Origin of the sequence: Cupriavidus consociatus, assembly GCF_017814975.1 — a bacterium.
Classification (GTDB): domain Bacteria; phylum Pseudomonadota; class Gammaproteobacteria; order Burkholderiales; family Burkholderiaceae; genus Cupriavidus; species Cupriavidus consociatus.
This window is the reverse complement of the sequence record NZ_JAGIQA010000029.1, coordinates 38,683-59,158: the sequence shown is the minus strand read 5'-3', so window position 1 is coordinate 59,158 and position 20,476 is coordinate 38,683. Positions and strand designations below refer to the sequence as shown.

7 protein-coding genes and 2 pseudogenes are annotated in these 20,476 nt (G+C 65.5%); 4 read left to right on the top strand and 5 right to left on the bottom strand.

The window, feature by feature from the left end; translation table 11 throughout:
* The first annotated feature begins 160 nt into the window (after nucleotides 1-160).
* Nucleotides 161-1,666 (top strand): sigma-54 interaction domain-containing protein, encoded by a 1,506-nt coding sequence (locus tag J8I82_RS29960; protein ID WP_209763164.1) that lies wholly within the window; start codon nucleotides 161-163, stop codon nucleotides 1,664-1,666.
* A 197-nt stretch (nucleotides 1,667-1,863) separates the two neighbouring features.
* On the opposite strand, the gene J8I82_RS29955 is transcribed toward J8I82_RS29960, so the two are convergent.
* Nucleotides 1,864-3,159, bottom strand: a complete 1,296-nt coding sequence (locus J8I82_RS29955) for an NAD(P)/FAD-dependent oxidoreductase (protein WP_209763091.1) — start codon at nucleotides 3,157-3,159, stop codon at nucleotides 1,864-1,866.
* Nucleotides 3,160-3,274: 115 nt separating this feature from the next.
* Between J8I82_RS29955 and J8I82_RS38600 the strand changes: the two are divergent.
* The 3 genes and pseudogenes from J8I82_RS38600 to tnpA all read left to right on the top strand — a co-directional run.
* Nucleotides 3,275-3,567 (top strand): annotated as a pseudogene (locus J8I82_RS38600) (hypothetical protein); the annotation flags it as partial.
* A gap of 82 nt (nucleotides 3,568-3,649) precedes the next feature.
* Nucleotides 3,650-4,858: an acetyltransferase domain-containing protein gene (locus J8I82_RS29950; protein WP_209763089.1), complete on the top strand. Its 1,209-nt coding sequence runs from the start codon at nucleotides 3,650-3,652 to the stop codon at nucleotides 4,856-4,858.
* 256 nt (nucleotides 4,859-5,114) lie between these two features.
* A pseudogene (tnpA, locus tag J8I82_RS29945) lies at nucleotides 5,115-5,321 on the top strand (IS200/IS605 family transposase); the annotation flags it as partial.
* Nucleotides 5,322-5,394: 73 nt separating this feature from the next.
* Here tnpA and J8I82_RS29940 read toward each other — a convergent pair.
* The 4 genes from J8I82_RS29940 to J8I82_RS29925 all read right to left on the bottom strand — a co-directional run bounded on the left by J8I82_RS29940 (nucleotide 5,395) and on the right by J8I82_RS29925 (nucleotide 20,462).
* Nucleotides 5,395-5,643 carry a hypothetical protein gene (locus J8I82_RS29940; protein WP_209763088.1) on the bottom strand — a complete coding sequence of 83 codons (249 nt, stop codon included), beginning with the start codon at nucleotides 5,641-5,643 and terminating at the stop codon, nucleotides 5,395-5,397.
* Between the two features lie 77 nt (nucleotides 5,644-5,720).
* Nucleotides 5,721-10,043, bottom strand: a complete 4,323-nt coding sequence (locus J8I82_RS29935; protein WP_209763086.1) for a thioester reductase domain-containing protein — start codon at nucleotides 10,041-10,043, stop codon at nucleotides 5,721-5,723.
* Nucleotides 10,044-10,092: 49 nt separating this feature from the next.
* Nucleotides 10,093-14,835: a condensation domain-containing protein gene (locus J8I82_RS29930; RefSeq protein ID WP_209763084.1), complete on the bottom strand. Its 4,743-nt coding sequence runs from the start codon at nucleotides 14,833-14,835 to the stop codon at nucleotides 10,093-10,095.
* Nucleotides 14,832-20,462 carry a type I polyketide synthase gene (locus J8I82_RS29925; RefSeq protein ID WP_209763082.1) on the bottom strand — a complete coding sequence of 1,877 codons (5,631 nt, stop codon included), beginning with the start codon at nucleotides 20,460-20,462 and terminating at the stop codon, nucleotides 14,832-14,834. The genes J8I82_RS29930 and J8I82_RS29925 overlap by 4 nt, the downstream gene beginning before the upstream one ends.
* Nucleotides 20,463-20,476 lie beyond the last annotated feature (14 nt).

Below are 20,476 nucleotides of genomic sequence, written 5' to 3'. Positions count from 1 at the left end.
CCGTCTAGGGCACGGCATCAATGCACCGTTCATGCCAGGCAAATATATGGCTCATAAGACACTACAGCTCGTCATGCCGCACCAAAAATTCTCGGAACATAGACAAATTGATAAAAGACAGTCTTTTATGTGAGAATTAGTCTCTATACGGAGATAAATGATGAGCAGATCGCGCGAGGCGGAAGACAGCAGCATGTTGGGCAATTACGATGCCGTTGCCCGGCGCGCCATGGAATCGCTGTTCAGGACCTTCGAAAACTTCAGCGAGGGAACCATCGTGGTAGACACGAACGCGCGCGTTGTGTGGATCAACAAACGGTATGCCGCACGATTCGGTTTCGAGGACGCACAGGCGGCTATCGGCCTGGAGTGCGAAAAGGTCATTCCGAACAGCTTGATGCGCCAGGTGGTCAAGACGGGTAAGCCCATCCTGCTCGATATCCTCGAGACCCCTCAGGATCCGATGATCGTGATGCGACTGCCGATCAAGGACAACGACGGCAATACAATCGGCGCGGTTGGCTTTGCCCTCTTCGACGAGCTCAAGTCGCTCACCCCGCTGTTCACACATTACACGCGCGTGCGGGAAGAATTGATGGCTACGCGCCGTACGCTCGAACAGACGCGGCGCGCCAAGTACACCTTTGCCAGCTTCGTTGGCAACTGCCCCGCGACCCTGGAGGTCAAACGGATGGCGCGCCGTGCCGCACAAGCCGATGCACCGGTGTTGCTGCTGGGCGAGACTGGCACCGGCAAGGAACTGCTGGCCCATGCCATTCACGCCGCCTCGGCGCGCGCGGGGCGGCCGCTGGTGACACTCAATATGGCGGCCATTCCCGAGACATTGCTCGAAGTAGAGTTTTTCGGCGCGGCGCCCGGCGCTTACACCGGCGCAGAGCGCAAAGGCCGTATGGGCAAGTTCGAGCTGGCCGATGGGGGCACACTGTTCCTCGACGAGATTGGGGACATGCCTCTGATGCTGCAAAGCAAACTACTGCGTGCCTTGCAAGAGAAAGAGATCGAACCCATCGGCTCGAACCGCATCATCCGCTCCGATGTGCGCATCATCGCCGCCACCTCGGCCGATCTGCCAGCCTTGGTGGAAGCCGGCAAGTTTCGTGCGGACCTATATTACCGGCTCAATGTGCTGCCAATCTGCCTGCCGCCACTGCGGCAGCGCCAGCCTGATCTCTTGCCTCTGGTGTATGCCATGCTGGAAGAGATTTGCACGCGCGCGGAGCGCGACGCCCCTGCGCTGACGCAGGCCGCACTGCAAATGCTTGTCCAATATGATTGGCCTGGCAATGTGCGCCAATTGCGCAACATCCTCGAGCGGCTGGTGATGATGCACGATACTGGCGAGGTGGATGACAGCACGCTGGCATCTCTGCTGGGCTTGAGAGTTGTACAGGATCCGGGATCATTGCCGGCGCAACCCGCGGCTCCGGAAGCGCTCATTCAGCCCCCTCCAGAGCTTGGTTATGCCGAAGCGATGGCCCAGTTCGAAGCCGCCTATCTCGTCCGCGCACTGGCGGCAAGTTCGGGCCACGTGGCTCGCGCTGCCGCAAGCATCGGCATCAGTCGGGCGGCCTTGTACAAGAAGCTGGTCGCACATAGGAATGCCGGGCGCTTGCCCGGCCGAGGCGTGTGGAACCTGAATGGCTGAGCGGGCGATTCCCTATCGTCTGATTATGACGGCCGCATTGATGACGTCCACCGGTTGGTCCAGCGTTTCGGCGGCGGCCCGAGGAGGACTCTGTTTGTAACAGTATCTCGAATCGAAACTTGCTAAAGGGTTTCGTACACAAGAGCGATGAGGGGCTATGCACCGCAGCCATATTCGCCGGCATTGTCCCAATTCTGTCAATCTAGGCGAATCGGCGCCCGCAGCCGCGCGTTGAGCCGGTCGACCAGCCACAACAGGCCGCCCCGCCAAAAGCCATAGAGCCGCGACTGATGGCTGCGGTACAGCATCGTGTGGCTGAGTTGCGCCAGCCGTCCGCGGATGGTGACACCTTTGAACAGGCCGAACTTGCCGAGCGAGCCGTACGCATCGTAATCGCCAAGCGAGACCAGTGAGCCAAAATCGCGGTAGACGAACGCGGGAATGGGTTCGTCCCGCAGCACGGCGCCTGGCAGATGCCGGATCAGGTGCTGGGCTTGCTGGTGGGCGACCTGAGCTGTTGGCGGCAGCGGCCGTTCAGTGCCGGGCAGCCTCAGGCTGGCGCAGTCGCCAATAGCAAAAATGTGAGGATCGCGAGTGCTCTGCAGAGAAGGTTGCACCACGAGTTGGTGGCCTCGGGTCGTTTCCAGGCCATCCACCTGCGCGAGGAAGCCAGGCGCCTTGACGCCGGCGGCCCACACCTTGATCGTGGCTGCTACTTGGCCGCCGCCCTCGAGCGAAAACCCGTCTGCCGTCGCCTCGGTAACGCGCGTGGCGGTACGCACCCGAACCCCGATCGACTCCAACCGGACGAGGGTAGCGGCGGAGATGTCCTCGGGGAAGGCCGCGAGCAGACGGGGCCCGCTTTCGATCAGGGTGATTGAGAGGCGCGAGGCAAGGCTCTGTGCGCCGTAGGCCGCCGCCGATTCCACTAGCTGTACCAACTCTGCTGCCAACTCAACCCCAGTGGCGCCCCCACCCACAATGCCGATTGACAACGTGCCGTCCTGCGCAAGGCACTGGAGCATGCGGATGCGCACCTCGCGGTTGAATGCGTCAGCCTGCAGGCGAGAATCGATTCGAAAACAGTGCGCGGCCACACCAGGGGTGCCGAAGTCATTGGCTTCGCTGCCCACGGCAATCACCAGCGCATCATAAGGAATGCGCCTCGCGGGGACGAGCAGCCGGCCGTCCGGTGCATGGAGCGGCGCGAGCAGTAGCTCGCGGGTCGTCCGGTCGATGCCGCACAGTTCGCCGAGCTGGTAGGCAAAGCCGGCATCGCGCGCCTGGGCGAGGTAAACAGTTTGCGGTTGGAAGATGTCGCGCGTGCCAGCCGCGATGGTATGCAGCATCGGCTTCCAGACATGCGCGGAATCGCGATCGATGAGGGTAATTGATGCTTTACCGTTCCCACGCGAAAAACGTCGCCCGAGCGCCGTCGCGACTTCCAGGCCAGCCACGCCACCGCCCACGATGACGATCCTCTGCTGATTCATTAGGTGCGATCCTCTCTCTGCCGTATGGACTGATTATATATACATTCACGGATGTATGTATTTGAGATCGACCATTCTGCACTGGTGCCAGCGTCCATCTTCGGTAGACTTCATGCTGCGGCGCGCTGCTTCCCCGCGCTGGTTACGCCACGCCTACGCGCGCACCCTCGTGGTCGATCACCAGGGTAGCCGCTGCCCGACGCCCAGGCGCGGCTCGGGCACGACCGAACAATGGCGGCCTACGCCCGGACTGACCCCAGCCAGCTCTGGGACTTCGTGGAGGCCACCTTGACCGACAAGCTGCCATACCTGAGCTGCGCTCGACTGGCTTCTGCGCAGACCTTGGGAAGCGATCGTTTTACATGCTGTGATAGTGAAACTGGGAGTGCGCGCGGCTACAGCACCTAGAGAGGAGATTTAAAAAAAGCGTCCATGCGTACTATTGGAATCCGCGAATCGTTATCATTTTGGTTTTCGGTAGGACCCCAGAATGTCATGTAGTTCTAATTCACTGTCTGTCCAGCCAAGTGTCCCGGGCATCGCGAATAAGGCCGCCGCCGCGACCGCTCGCCTTCGGTCCATTGATGCCCTGCGCGGCCTCGTTATCCTGTTCATGCTGCTGGACCATGTGCGCGAGACTTTCTACTTGCACCATCAGGTCCCCGACCCGATGGTCGTGGTGGACGCGCCGCCCGATCTTTTCTTCAGCCGCCTGCTGGCACACCTGTGCGCGCCCGTGTTCGTGTTCCTTACAGGACTTTCGGCATTCCTCTACGGCAACCGACAGGCTAGCGGCCGCGCAGCGGCTTCGTCGTTTCTCTGGAGGCGGGGCTTGTTCCTTGTGGTACTCGAAGTCACGGTGATCAACTTCGCCTGGACTTTCCAGTTCCCGCCCGCCGCGGTGTTCCTGCAGGTGATTTGGGTCATCGGCTTGTCCATGCTCGCGCTTGCGGCGCTGGTGTGGCTGCCGCGCCGTTCGCTGATCGTGCTGGGCCTGGCACTGGTGGCAGGGCACAATCTAGTTGACGGCCTGCATTTCCCTGCTGATCATATGCTTCACGTTCCCTGGGCAGTACTGCACGACCGGGGCTGGATCGAGGTCTCCGAGACATTGCGTTTGCGCACCTCGTATCCGCTGCTGCCCTGGATCGGCGTGATCGCGCTGGGCTATGCGGCCGGCCCCTGGTTCACGTCTGGGGCTGATACGGTACTGCGCCGGCGGCAGTTGCTGTCTTGGGGGTCGGGCCTGCTCGTGGATTTCGTGCTGCTGCGCACCCTCAACCTCTACGGCGACAAGCCTTGGGAGGCCGGCGATACGGCGCTCACCACTGCTATGAGCTTTGTCAACGTCACCAAGTACCCGCCATCGCTACTCTTCATCGCACTCACTATGGGAGTTGGCCTGCTCGTGCTGCGCGCCTTCGAGCTTCGGCCGCATGCGCGCTGGCTTACCCCGCTGGCAGTGTACGGCGCGGCGCCCATGTTCTTTTACGTGCTACACCTCTACGTGCTCAAGTTTCTATACCTCGGTGCCGAGGCCGTGTGGGGATTGAACCAGGGCAAGTTCTTCGGCTTCGAGGCTGTCTGGATGGTGTGGGCCTGCGCCATCGCGCTCGCGTTCGCCCTGTACCCTGCCGTGCATGCCTTCGCCGGCTTGAAGGCGCGGCGCCGTGACATTGCCTGGCTCAAGTACCTGTGACGGCGGCGATTATGCCCGATATCTTGCATTTGATCGGAATGCGCGGCTCTTCGTGGCGATAGCGCGCGTAGTGGCCACCGTGCTCGACAATGGCGTCTGGACCAAGCGCGCCGATGGGCCGTGGCACAAGAAGCCCATGCGCGCGGTGCTCAAAGCCGTGGCCAGCGGTCGAAACTTCAATTGGCGACAAACGGGGCCTCGAAGAATGACCAGACAAGATGCGGTTTTTCTGGACCTCGGCGGGTCGTGCATCAACCCACCCAAGGTCGCCGTCTCGGCGCTGGTGAACAGCCTAAAGGGCGGTGTCCAGCCGCATGATCTGCAAGAAGCGCTGCCCAAGCATTCGCAAGTAGCTGTGGGGCGGTACGCTGTGGTCGCCGTCGTACTTTGCCGGCAGCTGCGGAGGCGCTCGCATCGAAATCATCCGCCAGTACATCGCGAACAGCAGCAGACGCCGCACTGACCGCCCAAAGGACGCCTATGGCGTCCGCGCTATCCTTACCTGGCCTGAAGGCCGAGGCTTGCCGCGCGCCGGGTCAAAGGGCTTGACGGACGGTCTCCACCGCCGTCTTGATCAACATTAGCGTGGCCGCGCCGACTATAGGCGGTGCGACTACGCCCGTGATGCCAAGCGCAACACGTCCGCTCACTGGCAGACCAGGCTTCTTGCACGCGATATAGATTGCAGCCGGCGGCAGGAACAGAATGGAAAGCACATAGCTACGGTACGAGTAGCCGTGCTTTGCGACAAAGGCATAGACCTTCTGTTTAAAGGCGGAAATCATGATGCTCTCCCTGCAAAGCCTGAGCGATGGTCGATAGCGCACGCTTGGCGTTGGTGTTCAGTGCAATGCGGATTTCCTTACGGATTGACCGTGGCGCCGGGTGCCGGCAGGTATCCGCTCGTACGGAAATACTGAAAGCAGGTCCGCAACCACTCGTCCACGGGCTGCATAGCCTCTTCCAGCACGCTCCCGGCCAAGGTTATGAGGTTAGCGGTCGAGATCGGCAAGCGTCTGCCTACGGATGGATCAACGACGGGGTTGAGCTTCTTCAGGACCGGAATGAGCATGGCAAGCGGATGCTCCGTGTCGTTCCTGACGAAGGTAGCGAGCTGCGCAAGCCATGTCTCATAGTCGAGCCGCTCGAGCGAATAGCCCAGTGCCTCGATTAGATCCAACAGAGCGTCCATGTCGTTCCAGTTCGGATTCACGACGTGCACGGCTTTCCCATGCGCCTCTGGATGAAGCGACGCTTGGACCACAATGCGACTGACCAAGTCGACGGGCAGAATGTTGTCGTAGCCGGTCCGAACCGGCGCCTTACCAAACAACACGATGCCCTTGATCAGCCGGCAGAACAGGTCGTCGGTGTTCATGTTGCCCGTGACCGAATGGCCGACAATACGCGATGGCCGATAGATGGTCGCCGGCAGGCCACGGGTGGTAGCAGCGGCCACGAGCTGCTCGGCCACCCATTTGCTTTGTTCATAGCCGCCAGTCAGCCGCTCGTGCAGGGTCACGTTTAGGGTATCGGGGATGTCATCCGCCATTCGGTCCAGGACGCCGACCGTGGAGATATAGTGCACGGGCTTGATACGGGACGTGCACGCGAAGCGCAACACATCCTCGGTCGCCGTCACGTTGACCGCCTTCAACGAAATGTAGGGATAAATAAAATTAACCGTTGCGCCGTTGTGGTAAATCGTGTCGATCCGCTGCGCCATGTCAGCGAACAGCTGCGGCGTCCAGCCGAACGAGGGCTTGCCCAACTCGCCGGGCACGGCAACAACACGCCAGGCTTGACTCGCGTCCCACAGACCGTGCGATCGCATCGCTGCCTGAAGGCGCGCCGTGCCGGATTCTGTATCGGCCGCGCGCACCAGGCAGTAAACGATGGCTTCGGTCCGATTCAGCAGCTCCGCCAGCAGGTGGACTCCGAGGAAGCCGGTCGCTCCCGTCAGCAGCACATGCGTAGGCGCAGCCGGCTCGTAGCATTGCGCGGGAACGATGTCGGCTGCAAGGACCGCGTCCGCGGCCAGGTCCGGCGGCAGCCGGTCGTTGGCAGTTCCACCATCCCGGATCCGGGCGCTCAGTGCAGCAATGGTCGGCCGCTCGATGAAGGCCTCGATCGGAACTGACACCGACAGGCGCTCCTCCACCTGGTAAAGCATGACAGTCGCCTGCAACGAGTCGCCGCCGAGCTCGAAGTAGTTCTCCTCCGTGCCGATGCGATCGCGCTTGAGCAGCGCGCACCATATCGCATGCAGGGCCGTCTCGATCGCATCGACGGGCGACGAATTCGCGTCATCCCGTATTGCTTTCAAATCGCCACGCAGCAATGCTTCTCGATCGATGGCCGCGCCCCGCAACGGGAACTCGTCGAGTTCTGTCACGTTACCCGGTTCGATGCCCGTTCGCTCGCAGGCGAACTTGAGCCGTACCTCGAAGCCGTCGCGGGCGAGCGGCTCTCGCGCAGCGTGGAACAGCGCTAGCTCCCAGTCCCCGTCGGCCGACAACCGCTCGACAAGCGCGACACGGCTTACGCCAATTTCGCGCGCGATCGCCGCTTCGATGGCCGTTTGTTCCGCCATCGGCGCGGACAGTGCCGAACGCGTGTCGGGAAGCACCACGCTGATGCCGATCGCCGATAACCAGGCCGTCATCCCGGTGTGCAGCATCTCACTGTCCGCCGTCGCCGACAGCCCACGACGGTAGTCCATGCCGTTGTGCAACAGGGCATCCGGTACCGTGGGCCCTGTTACCACCATCTGACCGAAGGCGTCCAGGCCGGTCAAGTTGCCGTGTACGTCCAGTACGCGCACGCCAAAACCCGCGCCACCTTGTCCAAGATTGGAGGGCCACGCCTCGCTCCCTGCCGGATCGCCATTGACCTCGAAGCTGACGTGTGCCATCGCGGCCGGCGGCCAGCGCGTTTCACGAATGCGCCGTGCCTGGGGAGCCAGCCGCGACAAGGAACGCGCACCGGCCCATGTCAGGGCGCCAGCGTCGGCCAGCCAGTAGTCCGTTTCCACCAATACGTCCGCCAGTGATCCAGCCAAACGGCCGAGCTGCCGTGTCTGCGGACCGTCGAGGCAGACGCAGTGCCATGCTCCGGTAGCGGCGTGCTGCAGCAAGGACTCGGTTGTCGTCACGGGGAAGCTGTGCAGCGCCCCCCCAGCGCCGATCGCTGCGAGAGTGGTCCAAATTTGTGGTGCATGCGTCAGGCAACCGCCAGCGACGGCCACCGCGCGCGCGTCGCGCACAGGATACGTGGCGGCAAACCGCTCCGCTGCCGCTACAATCTGTGCTTCACGGTACCGCACGAGCATCCAGTCGCCGGCCTCATCCCGAGTCACCAGTGAGCAGGCTCCGCCCACGGCGGACACATTGACCGGCAAGGCATGCGTGGCGTCGACATCGAAGATGGCATACTGCAGATGGCTCGAGGGCGCCAACCCGTCGCAACTTGAGACGATACCGTGCACCGCCCTCGGCCCGGCCCAACCTGCAACGTCAGCCAGCAGCGCATCGCGCGGCACGTCTGCATCCGGCAGCAGGCAGTCCACGCCGGCGGCCATGCCGGAGAGCAGCATCACAAGCAATGACGCCTCATCATCACCAAGCAGCACCGCGCGATCGCCGGGACGATAGCCGAGCGCAGCCCAGTGCCCGATGGCATGGTGCACGCGCTGACGCAGCGCCGTAAAGTCAAGTTGTTGACTGGGGCCCACATAGGCGCAACGGCTCGGCGCTTCGTCGACGTACCGGTCCAGTAATGCCAGAAAGGACGTCGCGGCCGGAGACTGCGCTGCTGGCGCCGATGCCGGGATGCTCGCCTGCCCGGGGGCGGCAAGCGACAGCGCTGCTACGGTCTCGCCGCCGACATGCACGATACGCTCCAGCATCGCGCGATACTGATCCGCCAAGCGCGTAACAGCCGCATGCGAGAGCCGCGACCGGTCATACGTCAACTGGAATGCGAGACCGTCTTCTGGCACCGCGATCAACGCCAGCGCGTAGTTTGTTCGCTCGACGGCACGCAGGTCGTCCACCGAGAGTCCGCACCGGCCCACGACCTCCCGCAAGACCCCCTGCCCCGGATAGTTCTCGAAAACGTAGATCGTGTCGAACAGCGCCGTCTGGCGTGGCGTCTCGGCGCGTTGCAGTACGTCGGTCAGCGCGCTGTGCACATACTGGTCCACCCGCATCGTCTGCGTTTGCAGCGCTCGCAGCCAATCGGCCACTGGTTGGTCAGGCTCGAGCCGGACGCGTATGGGCAGCGTGTTGATGAACAGCCCTGCCATTGTCTCAGCACCCGCCAACATCTGGGGCCGGCCTGACAGCACCATGCCATAGACGATGTCCTCACGGCCTGCGTAGCGTGCAAGCACCGCAGACCAAGCCCCCTGGCACAGCGCGTTGAGTGTCAACTTATGGGTGCGGCAGGCTTGCGCGGCTTGTGTGGCCCATGTGACCGGCATCCTGACGAACACCGTGGCGGTGCGCTCGCCGCCGTACGCCGCAGCGGCCCGCGCATCTGGGCGCATTGATGGTGCGAACTCGAGCGGCCGCCTGTAACCGGCCAGCAGTGATGACCAGAAATCCACGCCCGAGGCGGGATCCTGCTTCCGCAGCCAGGCTACATAGTCACGGAAATCGGTCCGCTTCGGGGGTAAGGCCGCCGCGGTTTCGCCGCCGTAGATCCGAAACACTTCCTCTAGCAGGACGGGCATCGACCAGCCATCTAGGATAGCGTGGTGATAGGTCCAAAGGAAGCGATAGCGCTGCGGCCCGAGCTCGGCGAGCCACAGGCGCATCAGCGGCGCCATACTCCAGTCGAATCCCTGCACGCGATCGTCAGCCAGCATCGCGTCGAAGCGCGCATCCTGCTCCGCGGTGGCGAGCGCGCGCCAGTCTTCCAGTGCGAAGGGCACCTCCACCTGCTTACAGACAACCTGCATCGGCGACTCCGCTTGCAGGCGGATGAACAGCGTCCGCAGCACGTCGTGACGATTGGCAACCGTCTCCCACGCGTGACGGAATCTCCCGACATCGAGTACACCCGTCAGCACACACGAGAATTGCTCAACGTATACGCCCGATGCCGGATCGAGCCGCGAATGATGGAGCATGCCCCGTTGCATCGGGGTGAGGTAATAGATGGTATCGACGTTCTTTTTCATTTGTCTTTTTTTTTGCAGACACGTTCCTTCTGTCCCGGCGGGGGCCCGCTCAGCGCTCGAGCGCCGCGACCTCCTCTAGCAGTGCGTCCAGCTCGTCTTGGCCGAGATCTAGTCCCGGCACGTCGGAAGGCGTTAGCCCCCCCGCATCGTCGCCGCAACAATGCTCGACCATGGCCACGAGGTTCGCCTTGAAGTGCGCCATCAATGCGGTCATGCCCTCTTCGACGCCCGGCGCATTGTGGAACGTGCACTCGATAGTGAGTCGGCCACGCGCGATGAACGCGCATAAATCCAGCAAGTGCGTGCGTGGCTGTCGCGAACTTCGGATACCCGGTGCGGGCTCGAGGCCAGGGCCGAACAGCGACGCCGTGGCGGTCATCTGATCGAGCTGGCCAAGGTATGTGAGCAACACCGGCGAGGGCGGCAACGCGGCGAGCGCCTGTGCCGTCGCATCCGCAGCGGGATCGGTAAGGTATCTCAGCGGACCGAAACTCGCACCCTTGCGCGGAGTCTCGCGCAAGCGCTCCTTCACGTACCGAATCAATCGACCCGGATCCGTGATCGTCCCCGCTTCCAGGAACACCGGATGGATGGACGTGAACCAGCCCATCGTGCGGCTCAGGTCCACCGCTTCGCCCAGTGCGGCACGCCCGTGTCCCTCCAGGTCGACGAGCATCGCCGAGCTGCCGCTCCAGGCGTGAAACGCGGCATGCAGCGCGGCGAGCAGCATGTCGTCGGCGTCCGTTCCGTATGCCTGATGGGCCGTCGTGCGGAATGCCTCGGTGGTCACCTCGTCGAGCGCAATGGAGAAGATGCCCGAAGCCTGGTTGCAAACCCGCAACTTCGATACCGGGTCGCCATGGCGCATCAGCGCCACCGCACCGGCGCGGTCGCCGTGCATCGCCTCGTACAGGCGCCCGGCGAAGCCGTTCCAGTATTCGCGGTCCGCATCGAGCTCGGCGCTGCCCAGGGCGTGCTGCCATTGCCCGACCCACGCCTTCACGGAAGTCGTCTTCAGCAATGGTGCCAGCTCCTTACCGGCCCGCGCCCCCTGATAGCCATCGCTGATGTCCTGCAGCAGCGGGCTCCACGAGATGCCATCGATCAGCAGATGGTGCACCACGATCAGCAGCCGGCTTTCGGCGAGCGTCGGACCAGCGAGCCAGACCACCCGCCACAGCGTGCCCTGCTCGATATCGAGGCTCGTCTGCGACGCGTGAATCGCGTTATCGCGGGTGTCGTCGCAGAGGCGGCCGTCGGGGCCGACACAGGACACCACGGACCATGCGCTAGACGCGACTTCGTCGTCACGCCCATCGAAGACCTGGCGCCAGCCGTCGTCGCCGCGGATGAAGCGCGAACGCAGCACGTCGTGCTGCCGCGCGACACGCCGCAGCGCCTCGCGCATAGCCGTCTCGTCGGGTCGCTCGCGCATCGACAGCAGCAGTGCCTGATTGAAGTGCGAGCGGTCGACATCAATGTGGTGGAAGAACCAGGCGGATGCCGGCCCCAGCACCGCGTCGCCATCGATCGGCCCCTGCTCCGCAGCGACCAACGGTGTCGCACTGGCTGCCCTGGCGAGCCGGGCGATCGTGCCGCACTCGAAGACATCCTTCGGCTTCAGGTAGATACCCTGCAGAGACGCCTTCGACACGATCACGGCCGCGAGAATGGAGTCGCCGCCGAGTTCGAAGAAATCGTCATCGATATTGACCGAGGGCAGCGACAGCACATCGCACCAGATTTCGGCGAGCGTGCGCTCGACCGCGTCGCGCGCCGCGCGCGCCTGCGTCTCCACGCCAGCCGGCACCGGCAGGCACGACGTTTTGAGGGCGCCACGCTCGTCCAGTGGCAATCGTGGCACGCGCACGACATGATCGGGGTGCATGATATCGGGCAGTAGGCGCCGCAACGCGTCCTGCACCCCGTCCCCGACGGCGTCCTCCCACGCCGGATCGGTCGCGATGTAGGCGACGTGCCCGAGGCGCCCTTCGATTTCCTGCACATGGCAGGCGACCTCGCGTACGCCCGGCACCCTCGCCACGCACTGCTCGACCACGCCGAGCTCGACCGGCACCGCCCCATGCTCGGCGACACGCAGCGACGGATCGCGGCATACCAGCGCGTCCATGCACCGCGTGAGCGTGATTGGCGTCGCCACCGCGCGGATCTTGCTGCGCCACGAAGCGAGGTCCTCGTGCCAATCCGCCGGCCTGCCGGCAGCCTCGCATTGGGGCATTAGCCAATGCAGTTTGCCACGCTGCCGCCGCGCCGCCAGCGCGCCATTGGGCCCCAGAACCGCGGGCACGGCCCCGTCGTCATCGGATTCCCTCAAGCGCCATGCTTGTCCCCTCCCCTCGGGCTCAAACACGGCCGGCGGCTGCCAGCCGTTCAGGCTTGCCGAGGGGACGAAGCGCAGCGCGACCGAGGCGCTCGGGACGTCAGATTGACGCGCGCGTAGGGCCGCAATCGTATACGGGTGATCGCCATAAGCCAGCAGGCAGCGCAGCGGCGCGCCATCCGCATCCGGCAGCAACGGCACGAGCAAGGCCGGTAGCGCCATCGCCGTCGCGCCGAACGCCGCGACGTGCGCGCCGACCGTCCGCCCCGCCTCGGCGCGCGCGTCACCGGCCAGCTCCGCGATGCAGGTGTCTCCAGGCACTCGCACCGCTCCACCGGCTCCCGCCACAGCGATCAGGATCGCCATAGCCAGGCGGTCTTCGGTCCCTGCTAGCAGCACCGCACGGGTGTCCGCGCTAACGTTCATCTCCGCGCCAATAGTCGTAATGAAGCCGCCGATTCGTCGCGCGTCGTCACCGGTGTCGCTTCCGATGGCCGCGCGGGCGTCATCGTGCGACGCCGTAATCCGGATCGCCTCCGGGGCCCATCCGGCCCCCGCTACGCTACCGCCCTCCACGAAGCACGCGAACGCCCCCCGGTCCTCCGCTTGCGGCACCTCGTCATCGCCGCATGAGACCCCCGATGCGCCCAGCCGCAGCAGTGCCAGCAACGCGAGCGCGCGCTCTCCCAGGCTGGCGAGCTGCACGCCGACGCGCATGCCGGCACGCACCCCCTGTGCGGACAGACGGCCATGCAGGTCGCCAATGGCATCGACCAATTCACCATAGGTCACCACATGCGCGTCAAGCTGCCACGCCAGGCGGGCGGGGTCGCTGGCGGCCACCGCGCCGATCCCTGCGCCTGCCAACGCGGTTATACCTAAGTGGGCAACCGCTTCCAGACGCGCGGTGACGCGCGCCTTGTCGGCGTCCGCGGCCAGAGAGAATGCGCGCGTCGGCCGCTGCGGCGAGGTCAGGCATTGGCCGGCCAGCGTCGCGAACTGCAGCGCCCAGGTGCCAATGGTCTCTTCGTCGAACAGATCGGTGTTGAATGTCCACGCGGTGCGGTATTCGTCGCCGTAGTCCTGTATGTTGAGCGTTAGGTCGTGCGTAGCGCCGCGCGTACCGGTGCTCGACGCCTTGAGCAGATCGCCGAACAGGGCCGCGCCACCGCCCGCCTTCGCCATGGCCCCCGAGCGTTGCTGGTTCCAGTTGTACATTACCTGGAACAGCGGTGACCGGCTGGGATCGCGCGGAGGACGCAGCTGTTCGACGAGCAGCGGGAACGGCTGGTCCTGATGGTCGAGGACGCGGGCCATGCGCTCGCGCGTCGCGGCTGCGAGTTCCGCGAATGAGGCGTCCGGGTCGATCTCGCAGGCCAGTACCACGGTATTAACGAAGTGCCCCATGACGCTTTCGCTACCCGGCATCCCTCGGCCGGCCGTCGGCGCGCCGACATGAACGCGCCGCTGTCCCGTCTGCAGGAACAGGAACATCTGGTAGACGGACAACAGCAGCATGTATGGCGTCACGCGCAGGCTTCGGGCAGTCGCCCTGACCTGTTCCGTCAGCACCTCGCCAAGCGGCAGGGCATGCACGCGACCGTTCTCGGTCTTCAGCGGCGGGCGCACGCGATCAGTGGCCAGGTCCAGCAGCGGCGCGCCATCACGCAGTTCGTTCGCCCAGAACGCGGCCAGCGCCGCAGCCCCTTCTCCCTGCAACTGCGACGCCTCGTGTTCGACATAGTCTTTGTACTGCAGGACCACCGGCGGCAGCTTCAACGCCTCGCCTGCCTGCGCCATTTCGTAGAGGCGGCGCAGCTCGTCAATGAAGATCTCCAGCGACCAGAAGTCCGCGGCGATATGGTGCACGTTGAGCAGCAGCACACAGGCAGGCGCACCCGAGTCTGCCGCACGCGACGCATTGACCAGCAGCCGCAGCCGGATCGGCGACTGTTCGAGGTCAAATGGGCGATTTGCCACGTCGTCAATCCAGCGGTCGATTGCGGCCGCGTCGGCATCGGTCACCGTGTCGACGACCAGGCGCGCACTGGCCTCGATGCTCACGCGCTGCCTCGGCTCGCCGTCGACGACCCCATAGGTCGTGCGCAGGATCGGATGGCGCGCAATCAGGTAGTCCACACAACGCGCCAGCACCGGCAGGTCGACCGAGTCTGCCAACCGCGTCGCATACGTGACGTTGTAGGCGGTGCTGTCCGGGTTCAGCTGATGCAGCGACCACAGCGACTTCTGCGAATAGGACAGCGGATAGCTGCCCGCCGTTCCGGCAAACTGTTCGAGCAGCGCCACCAACACCGTCTTGCCGTCCTTCAGTTCCGTGAGCACCTCCGGTGTCATCGCTTCGGCGGGCGCCTTGTATCGCAACTTTCCGTCCTCGGCCCACAACTGGATGCCGCGCGCCGCGAGCCGGTTGATGTAGTCGATTGAACTCATAACTCCCCTGATGTCATCTCGGCGCCAAAGCTGGCCTCCGCCGATACCGCGTCGAGCCGCTTGTCGGAGCGCGCGGCAGGGGGCGACGCCGGCGCCGGCGCCGCCGCCGGCTGGTCCGTCGCCAGTGAGGGCACGATCGTCTTCACCACGTCGCGCAGCGTCGCGCCTTCCAGCAGCCGGCCAAACGGAATGTCCACCGCCAGTTCGCGGCGGATCCGATTGCGAAACTCCGCCGCCATCAGCGAATCCAGGCCGAGCGCGATCAGTGCCGCGTCCGGGTCGATCCGGCTGCGCGCGACCTCCAGCGTGGCGGCCAGCTCGGCCTGCAGATGCTGCGTCAGCACCGCTTCCCGCTGGTCGAGCGGCAGCGTCCGCAGGCGCTGGCCCAGCCCGCCTCCCTGCGTGGCGGGCGCGGGGCTGCCGGCCAGCTCGCCCAGCAGCGGCCGCAACGCCACGCTGGCGCTGCGCGCGAGCAGCGTATCCACATCCACGTTCCAGACCTGCGTTTGCCCGTCCCGCTCGCCGGCCAGGCGCTCCAGCGCCTGCAGCGCCGCTTCGGGGTCCAGGGCCTTCAGCCCGTATGTGTCGATGCGCTGGCGTTGCGACGCGTCGAGCTGCTCGGCCATGCCGCGGCCCGCCCACAGGCCCCAGTTGATGGTATGCGCCGCGAGCCCCGCATCGTTACGCATGCGGCTGAGCGCGTCGATGTATGCGTTGGCCGCGGCGTAGGCGCACTGGCCCGGAGAGCCGATGGCGGCCACGACCGAAGAGAACGAGACGAAGTACTGGAGCGGCAAGTGCGCCGTGGCGCGATGCAAGTTCAGCGTGCCCGCAATCTTTGGCGCGAGCACCCGCTGCACCGCCATCGGGCTCTGTGACAGCAGCATGCCGTCCTCAAGCACGCCGGCAGCGTGGAAGACGCCGCGCAGCGGATGGCGTTCATCGGCCTGGATACGGGCCACGAGTGCGTCCAGTTGCCCGTCTTCGGCAATGTCCATGGCGACGAACTCGAGCGAGACGCCCTGCGCATCCGCCAGCCTCTCGAGATTTTGGACCTGTGCGGCGTCGGGCAGGCCCCGGCTTGCCGCGACGATGCGCGTGCCACCGCGTCGGATCAGCCACTCGATGACCCGCATCCCGATGGCGCCGCGCCCGCCCGTCACCAGGTAAGTGCCACCGGCCAGCGCACGGCCAGGGAACGGCGCATCGCGGCGCGACACGCGCGGCACGTAGACGTCGGTGCCGCGCACCACGAACTGCGCCTCGTCCGAACGGCTGCCGGCATCAATCGCGCGCAGCGCGGCGTCGAACGCCGGCGCCTGTGCGCGAGCCACATCGGCGACATCGACCACATCCGCCACATCGGCCACCAGCACACGAATGTCGTCGCACTCGTGCATGAGGCTGCGCGAGAGTCCCCAGGCCACGGCCTGTTGCGGCACCACGGGCGCGTTGTCGTCATGCAAGCGCTGCGCCGACCGTGTCATCACACAAAGGCGGACGGTGCGGCCCGACCAGTCTGTCTCCCGCACGGCGCGCCAGAACGCAGCAAAGCGCAGATAGTCAGCCTGGATGTCCGCGAGCGCCCGCGCGCCGGTGATGCCGTCATCGATGCCCGGCCGCTGCGGCCAGACATAGACGAGCACCTGTTCCCGCATGGGCGCCGCGTCGGCGGCGAGCTGTCGGAGGGCCGGGCCGAAGGCTTCGGTCTCGACGGCGTGCGACGGCTGCGTGCCCAGATAGCCTGCCAGCGCCTCTCCGAAGCCGGCGGCTTCGCCGAACACGGCGTAATCCGCCGTGCGCGCCGCCTCGCCGGGCGCCGCCACGTCCTCCAGCAAACGCCAGGTCTGGCGATACATTGCCGCATCCTGACCCGGCGCGGCCGAGCGCGCCGGGGCGATGGCCGCCAGTTGCAGGTTGTCGATCTGCGCAATGCAGGTGCCGGCATCGTCGAAGAGCCAAAGGTCGGCACCGATCATCCGGCGGCGATGGCGAATGGAGACCGCACACCAGGCCGCATGGACGTCGACCAGCACGCGGCTGCGGATGCGTTCGATCCGCACAGGCACGTGCGCGACCAGGCTTTCCGTGTCGCCCAGCGCGGCGGCCACGAGCTGGAACGCATTGTCGAGCAGCGCCGTGTGCACGGCATGCCCGGCGATGTGCCGGGCGGCAGGGTCTAGCTCGATCCGGCCAAGCGCGGCACCCTCACCTTGCCAGATGGCACGGATTGACCTGAAGCCGCCGCTGTAGGACAGGCCCACCGCGCGCAGGCCGTCATACAGCGTGTCCACTGGCAATGCACCGGTGCAGCGCGCACGGAACGCATCGAGCGACATGGCAGGCACGGGGGGCATCAGCAAAAGCTCACCGTTGGCCGGCGCCGCGTCGAACGCGGCCTGGCTGTGGCGTGTCCAGATGCGCGCCTCGGCCGGTTGCGCGTCGTCGCTCGCAAAAATGCCGAGACGGCACTGGCCGCCGTCTACGGGCGTCACGACGGTGCTCAGCGTGACCGCACCTCCCTCGGGCAGGATCAGTGCGGCATCGAACGTGAGTTCCCGGGCCTCAAGCATCCGGGACGCTGCGCGCGCCGTCGTGGCGCCCGCTGAGCTCCCGCAACGCATGGCCACGTCCAGCGCGACTTCCACGAAGCCGGCGGCGGGGAACATCACGTTGTCGTGTACCACGTGTCCCGCAAGGAACGGGTAGCCGGCAACGTCGAGGCGATTTACGAAGCGGGTCTCCTGCGTGGCCGGCAACGGCACCGCGAGGCCCAGCAGGCTCCTCGGCGCATGTTCCCACTCGCGCACAGCCGCCAGCCCGAGGCCCGTCCGTCCTGCCCCGCCGGCCCCGCCGACATCAGGCAGCCACAGCGGACGCGCGTCGAGCGGGTATGGCGGCAGCTTGACCCGCGGACAGGCCGCGCCGCCACTGAACGCAGGCCAGGCGACATCGCGACCGCCCGCAAAAACGGCGGACAGCACATTGAGCACCTGCTCGCACTCGTCGCGGTGAGCGTCGAAGCTGTGCAGCCAGCGAACCGCAGCTGCATCGGTACCGACACAACATTCACGGGCGAGGCTGGCGAGAACCTTACCCGGGCCAACCTCGATGCCAAGCGCGACGCCGCTCGCGGCCAGGGCCGCCATCCCGTCTCGGAAGCGCACCGTATCGCTCACGTGCCGCACCCAGTAGCCGGGGTCGCAGAAAAGATCCTCCTCGATGGCGCCGGTAACGTTCGAGACCATCGGCACCCGCGGCGGCGTGTAGGCGACCGACTCGGCAACGCGGGCGAACTCATCCAGCATCGGCGCCATCAGCGGCGAATGGAAGGCGCGCGACACTTTCAGCGGCCGCGCGGAAACCCCTTGCGCCTCCAGGTCGCGCACGAACGCATCGACGCTGTCGGATTCGCCCGCGATCACCACACTGGCCGGGCCGTTATCGCCGGCCAGCGCTACCTCTCCACGATAGTCGCGCAGCAGCCCGGCGATTGCCTGCGCGGGCGCGAACACCGCGCACATCTTGCCCGGCGGCGTCAGCACATCCATCAGGCGCCCGCGCGCGGCTATCATCCGCATGCCGTCCTCGAGCGAGAACACGCCGGCCAGGCAGGCCGCGGCATACTCGCCCACGCTGTGCCCGATCAAAACGTCCGGCACCACGCCCCACGCCTGCCATTGGTGCGCGAGCGCGATCTCGAGCGCGAACAAGGCCGGCTGGGTGTAGCGTGTGTCGTCGACGTGCGCGACGTCGTCGCCCCACAGCACGTCGACGAGCGAGCGCTCGTCATGCGTCCAGAAGTACCGGTCGCACTCGTCGAACACCTCGCGGAATACCGGATACGTCCGATAGAGCTGATGTGCCATCCCCGCATACTGGGCACCCTGCCCCGTGAACAGGAACGCGAGCTTGCCGCGTGGCGATGGCGCGGCCGCCGGCGACGCCAGCGCAAGCCGCTTCGCCTCAGCCAGCTTCCCCCGCAGCTCGCTGACGTCCGAGGCGACCACGGCGGCGCGATGTGGATAAACGTCGCGCGCCGCCAGCAGCGCATGCGACAGGTCCGCGAGACTCGTGTCGGACGCTGCGGCAATACAGTCGTCGAAATCACCCAGCACCCTGGCGAGCACCTGCGGTGAGTGGCCGGAGAATGCAAACAGCCGAGCGGGCTCGCGCACCGTCTCCCAGAATGCCGACGGCATTGGCCGCGCCTCGGCGCGCTCATTACCTTCGGGCCGGTACGCCTCGACGATCAGGTGCGCGTTGGTGCCGCTCATGCCGAACGCGCTGATGCCGGCGACCCGCCTGCCCGACTGCAACGACGGCCATGGCATGTGTTCGTCCACGATACGGATGCCGATGCTGTTCCAGTCGACATGCGGCGTCGGCGCTTGTACATGCAGATGCCGCGGCAGCTCGCCGCGTTCGAGCGAGCAGATGAGCTTCATCAGGCCGGCAACCGACGCGGCGGCCTCGAGGTGGCCGATGTTCGTCTTGATGCTGCCGACGTGCAAGTCCTGCGCGCGGTCCGCGTTCTTGCAGTAAACATCGTGCAGCGCGCGCAGCTCGATGGGGTCGCCGAGCAACGTCCCCGTGCCATGCGCCTCGACATAGTCGACCTCCCGTGAGGCGACGCCCGCATGGTCGAGCGCCGCGCGAATCACGTCCCGTTGCGCGAGGCCGTTCGGCGCCGTCATGCCGTTGCTCCTGCCGTCGTGGTTGACGGCGGACCCGCGGATCAGCGCACGAATGGGCCGTCGCTGCGCCACGGCGTCCGACAGGCGCATGAGCGCCAGGATGCCGGCACCCTCCCCGCGCACGTAGCCGTTGGCCGACGCGTCAAACGTCTTGCAGCGCCCGTCTGGCGACAGCGCCTGCAGCTCGCATAGCGCCACGGTCATGTCAGGCGTCAGCATCAGGTTCGCCCCGCCCGCGAGGGCCACGTCGGCTTCGCCGCTTCTCAGGCTCTGGCAGGCGAGGTGCATCGCGACCAGAGACGACGAGCAGGCCGTGTCCAGCTGCAGCGAGGGGCCATGAAAGCCGAACAGGTAGGAGATCCGGCCAGCGGCGAACGGCCGCGCTGTGCCAAGCGCGTTCTGTGCGAGGTTAAGCTCGGCCGGCGGTAGCTGGCCGGACAGCTTCGCATAGTCGTCAAGCGACAAACCGACGAAGACGCCTGTCTTGCAGGCCTTGATGCTCTCGCGCGTGAAGCCGGCGTCCTCGATCGCGCGCCAGCTGCAGTCGAGCAACAGACGCTGCTGCGGATCGATATGCCGCGCCTCGCGATCGGAAATGCCGTAGAAAGCCGGATCGAAGCGATCCACGTCATCCAGGAACGCCCCGTACCGACTGTAGCTGTCGAGGCAGCGACCCGACAGCGCGCGTTGCCCGGCATCGGTCCATCGCTCGTCGGGGACGGCCGTCACCGCATCGGTGCCTGCCGCGAGCATGTCCCACAGGCGCTCGGCAGAATCTGCGCCGGCAGGCAGACGGCAGCCCATGCCGACCACGGCGATCGGCTCGCCGCGCGCCTGGCGGGTCTGCTCGATTTCACGCCGAAGCGCGTCGATCTTCAGCAACGCCCGCTTGACGGGGCTGAGTCCTGCGGGAGTCTGCGCGGTCATCATCTCACTCATTGAAA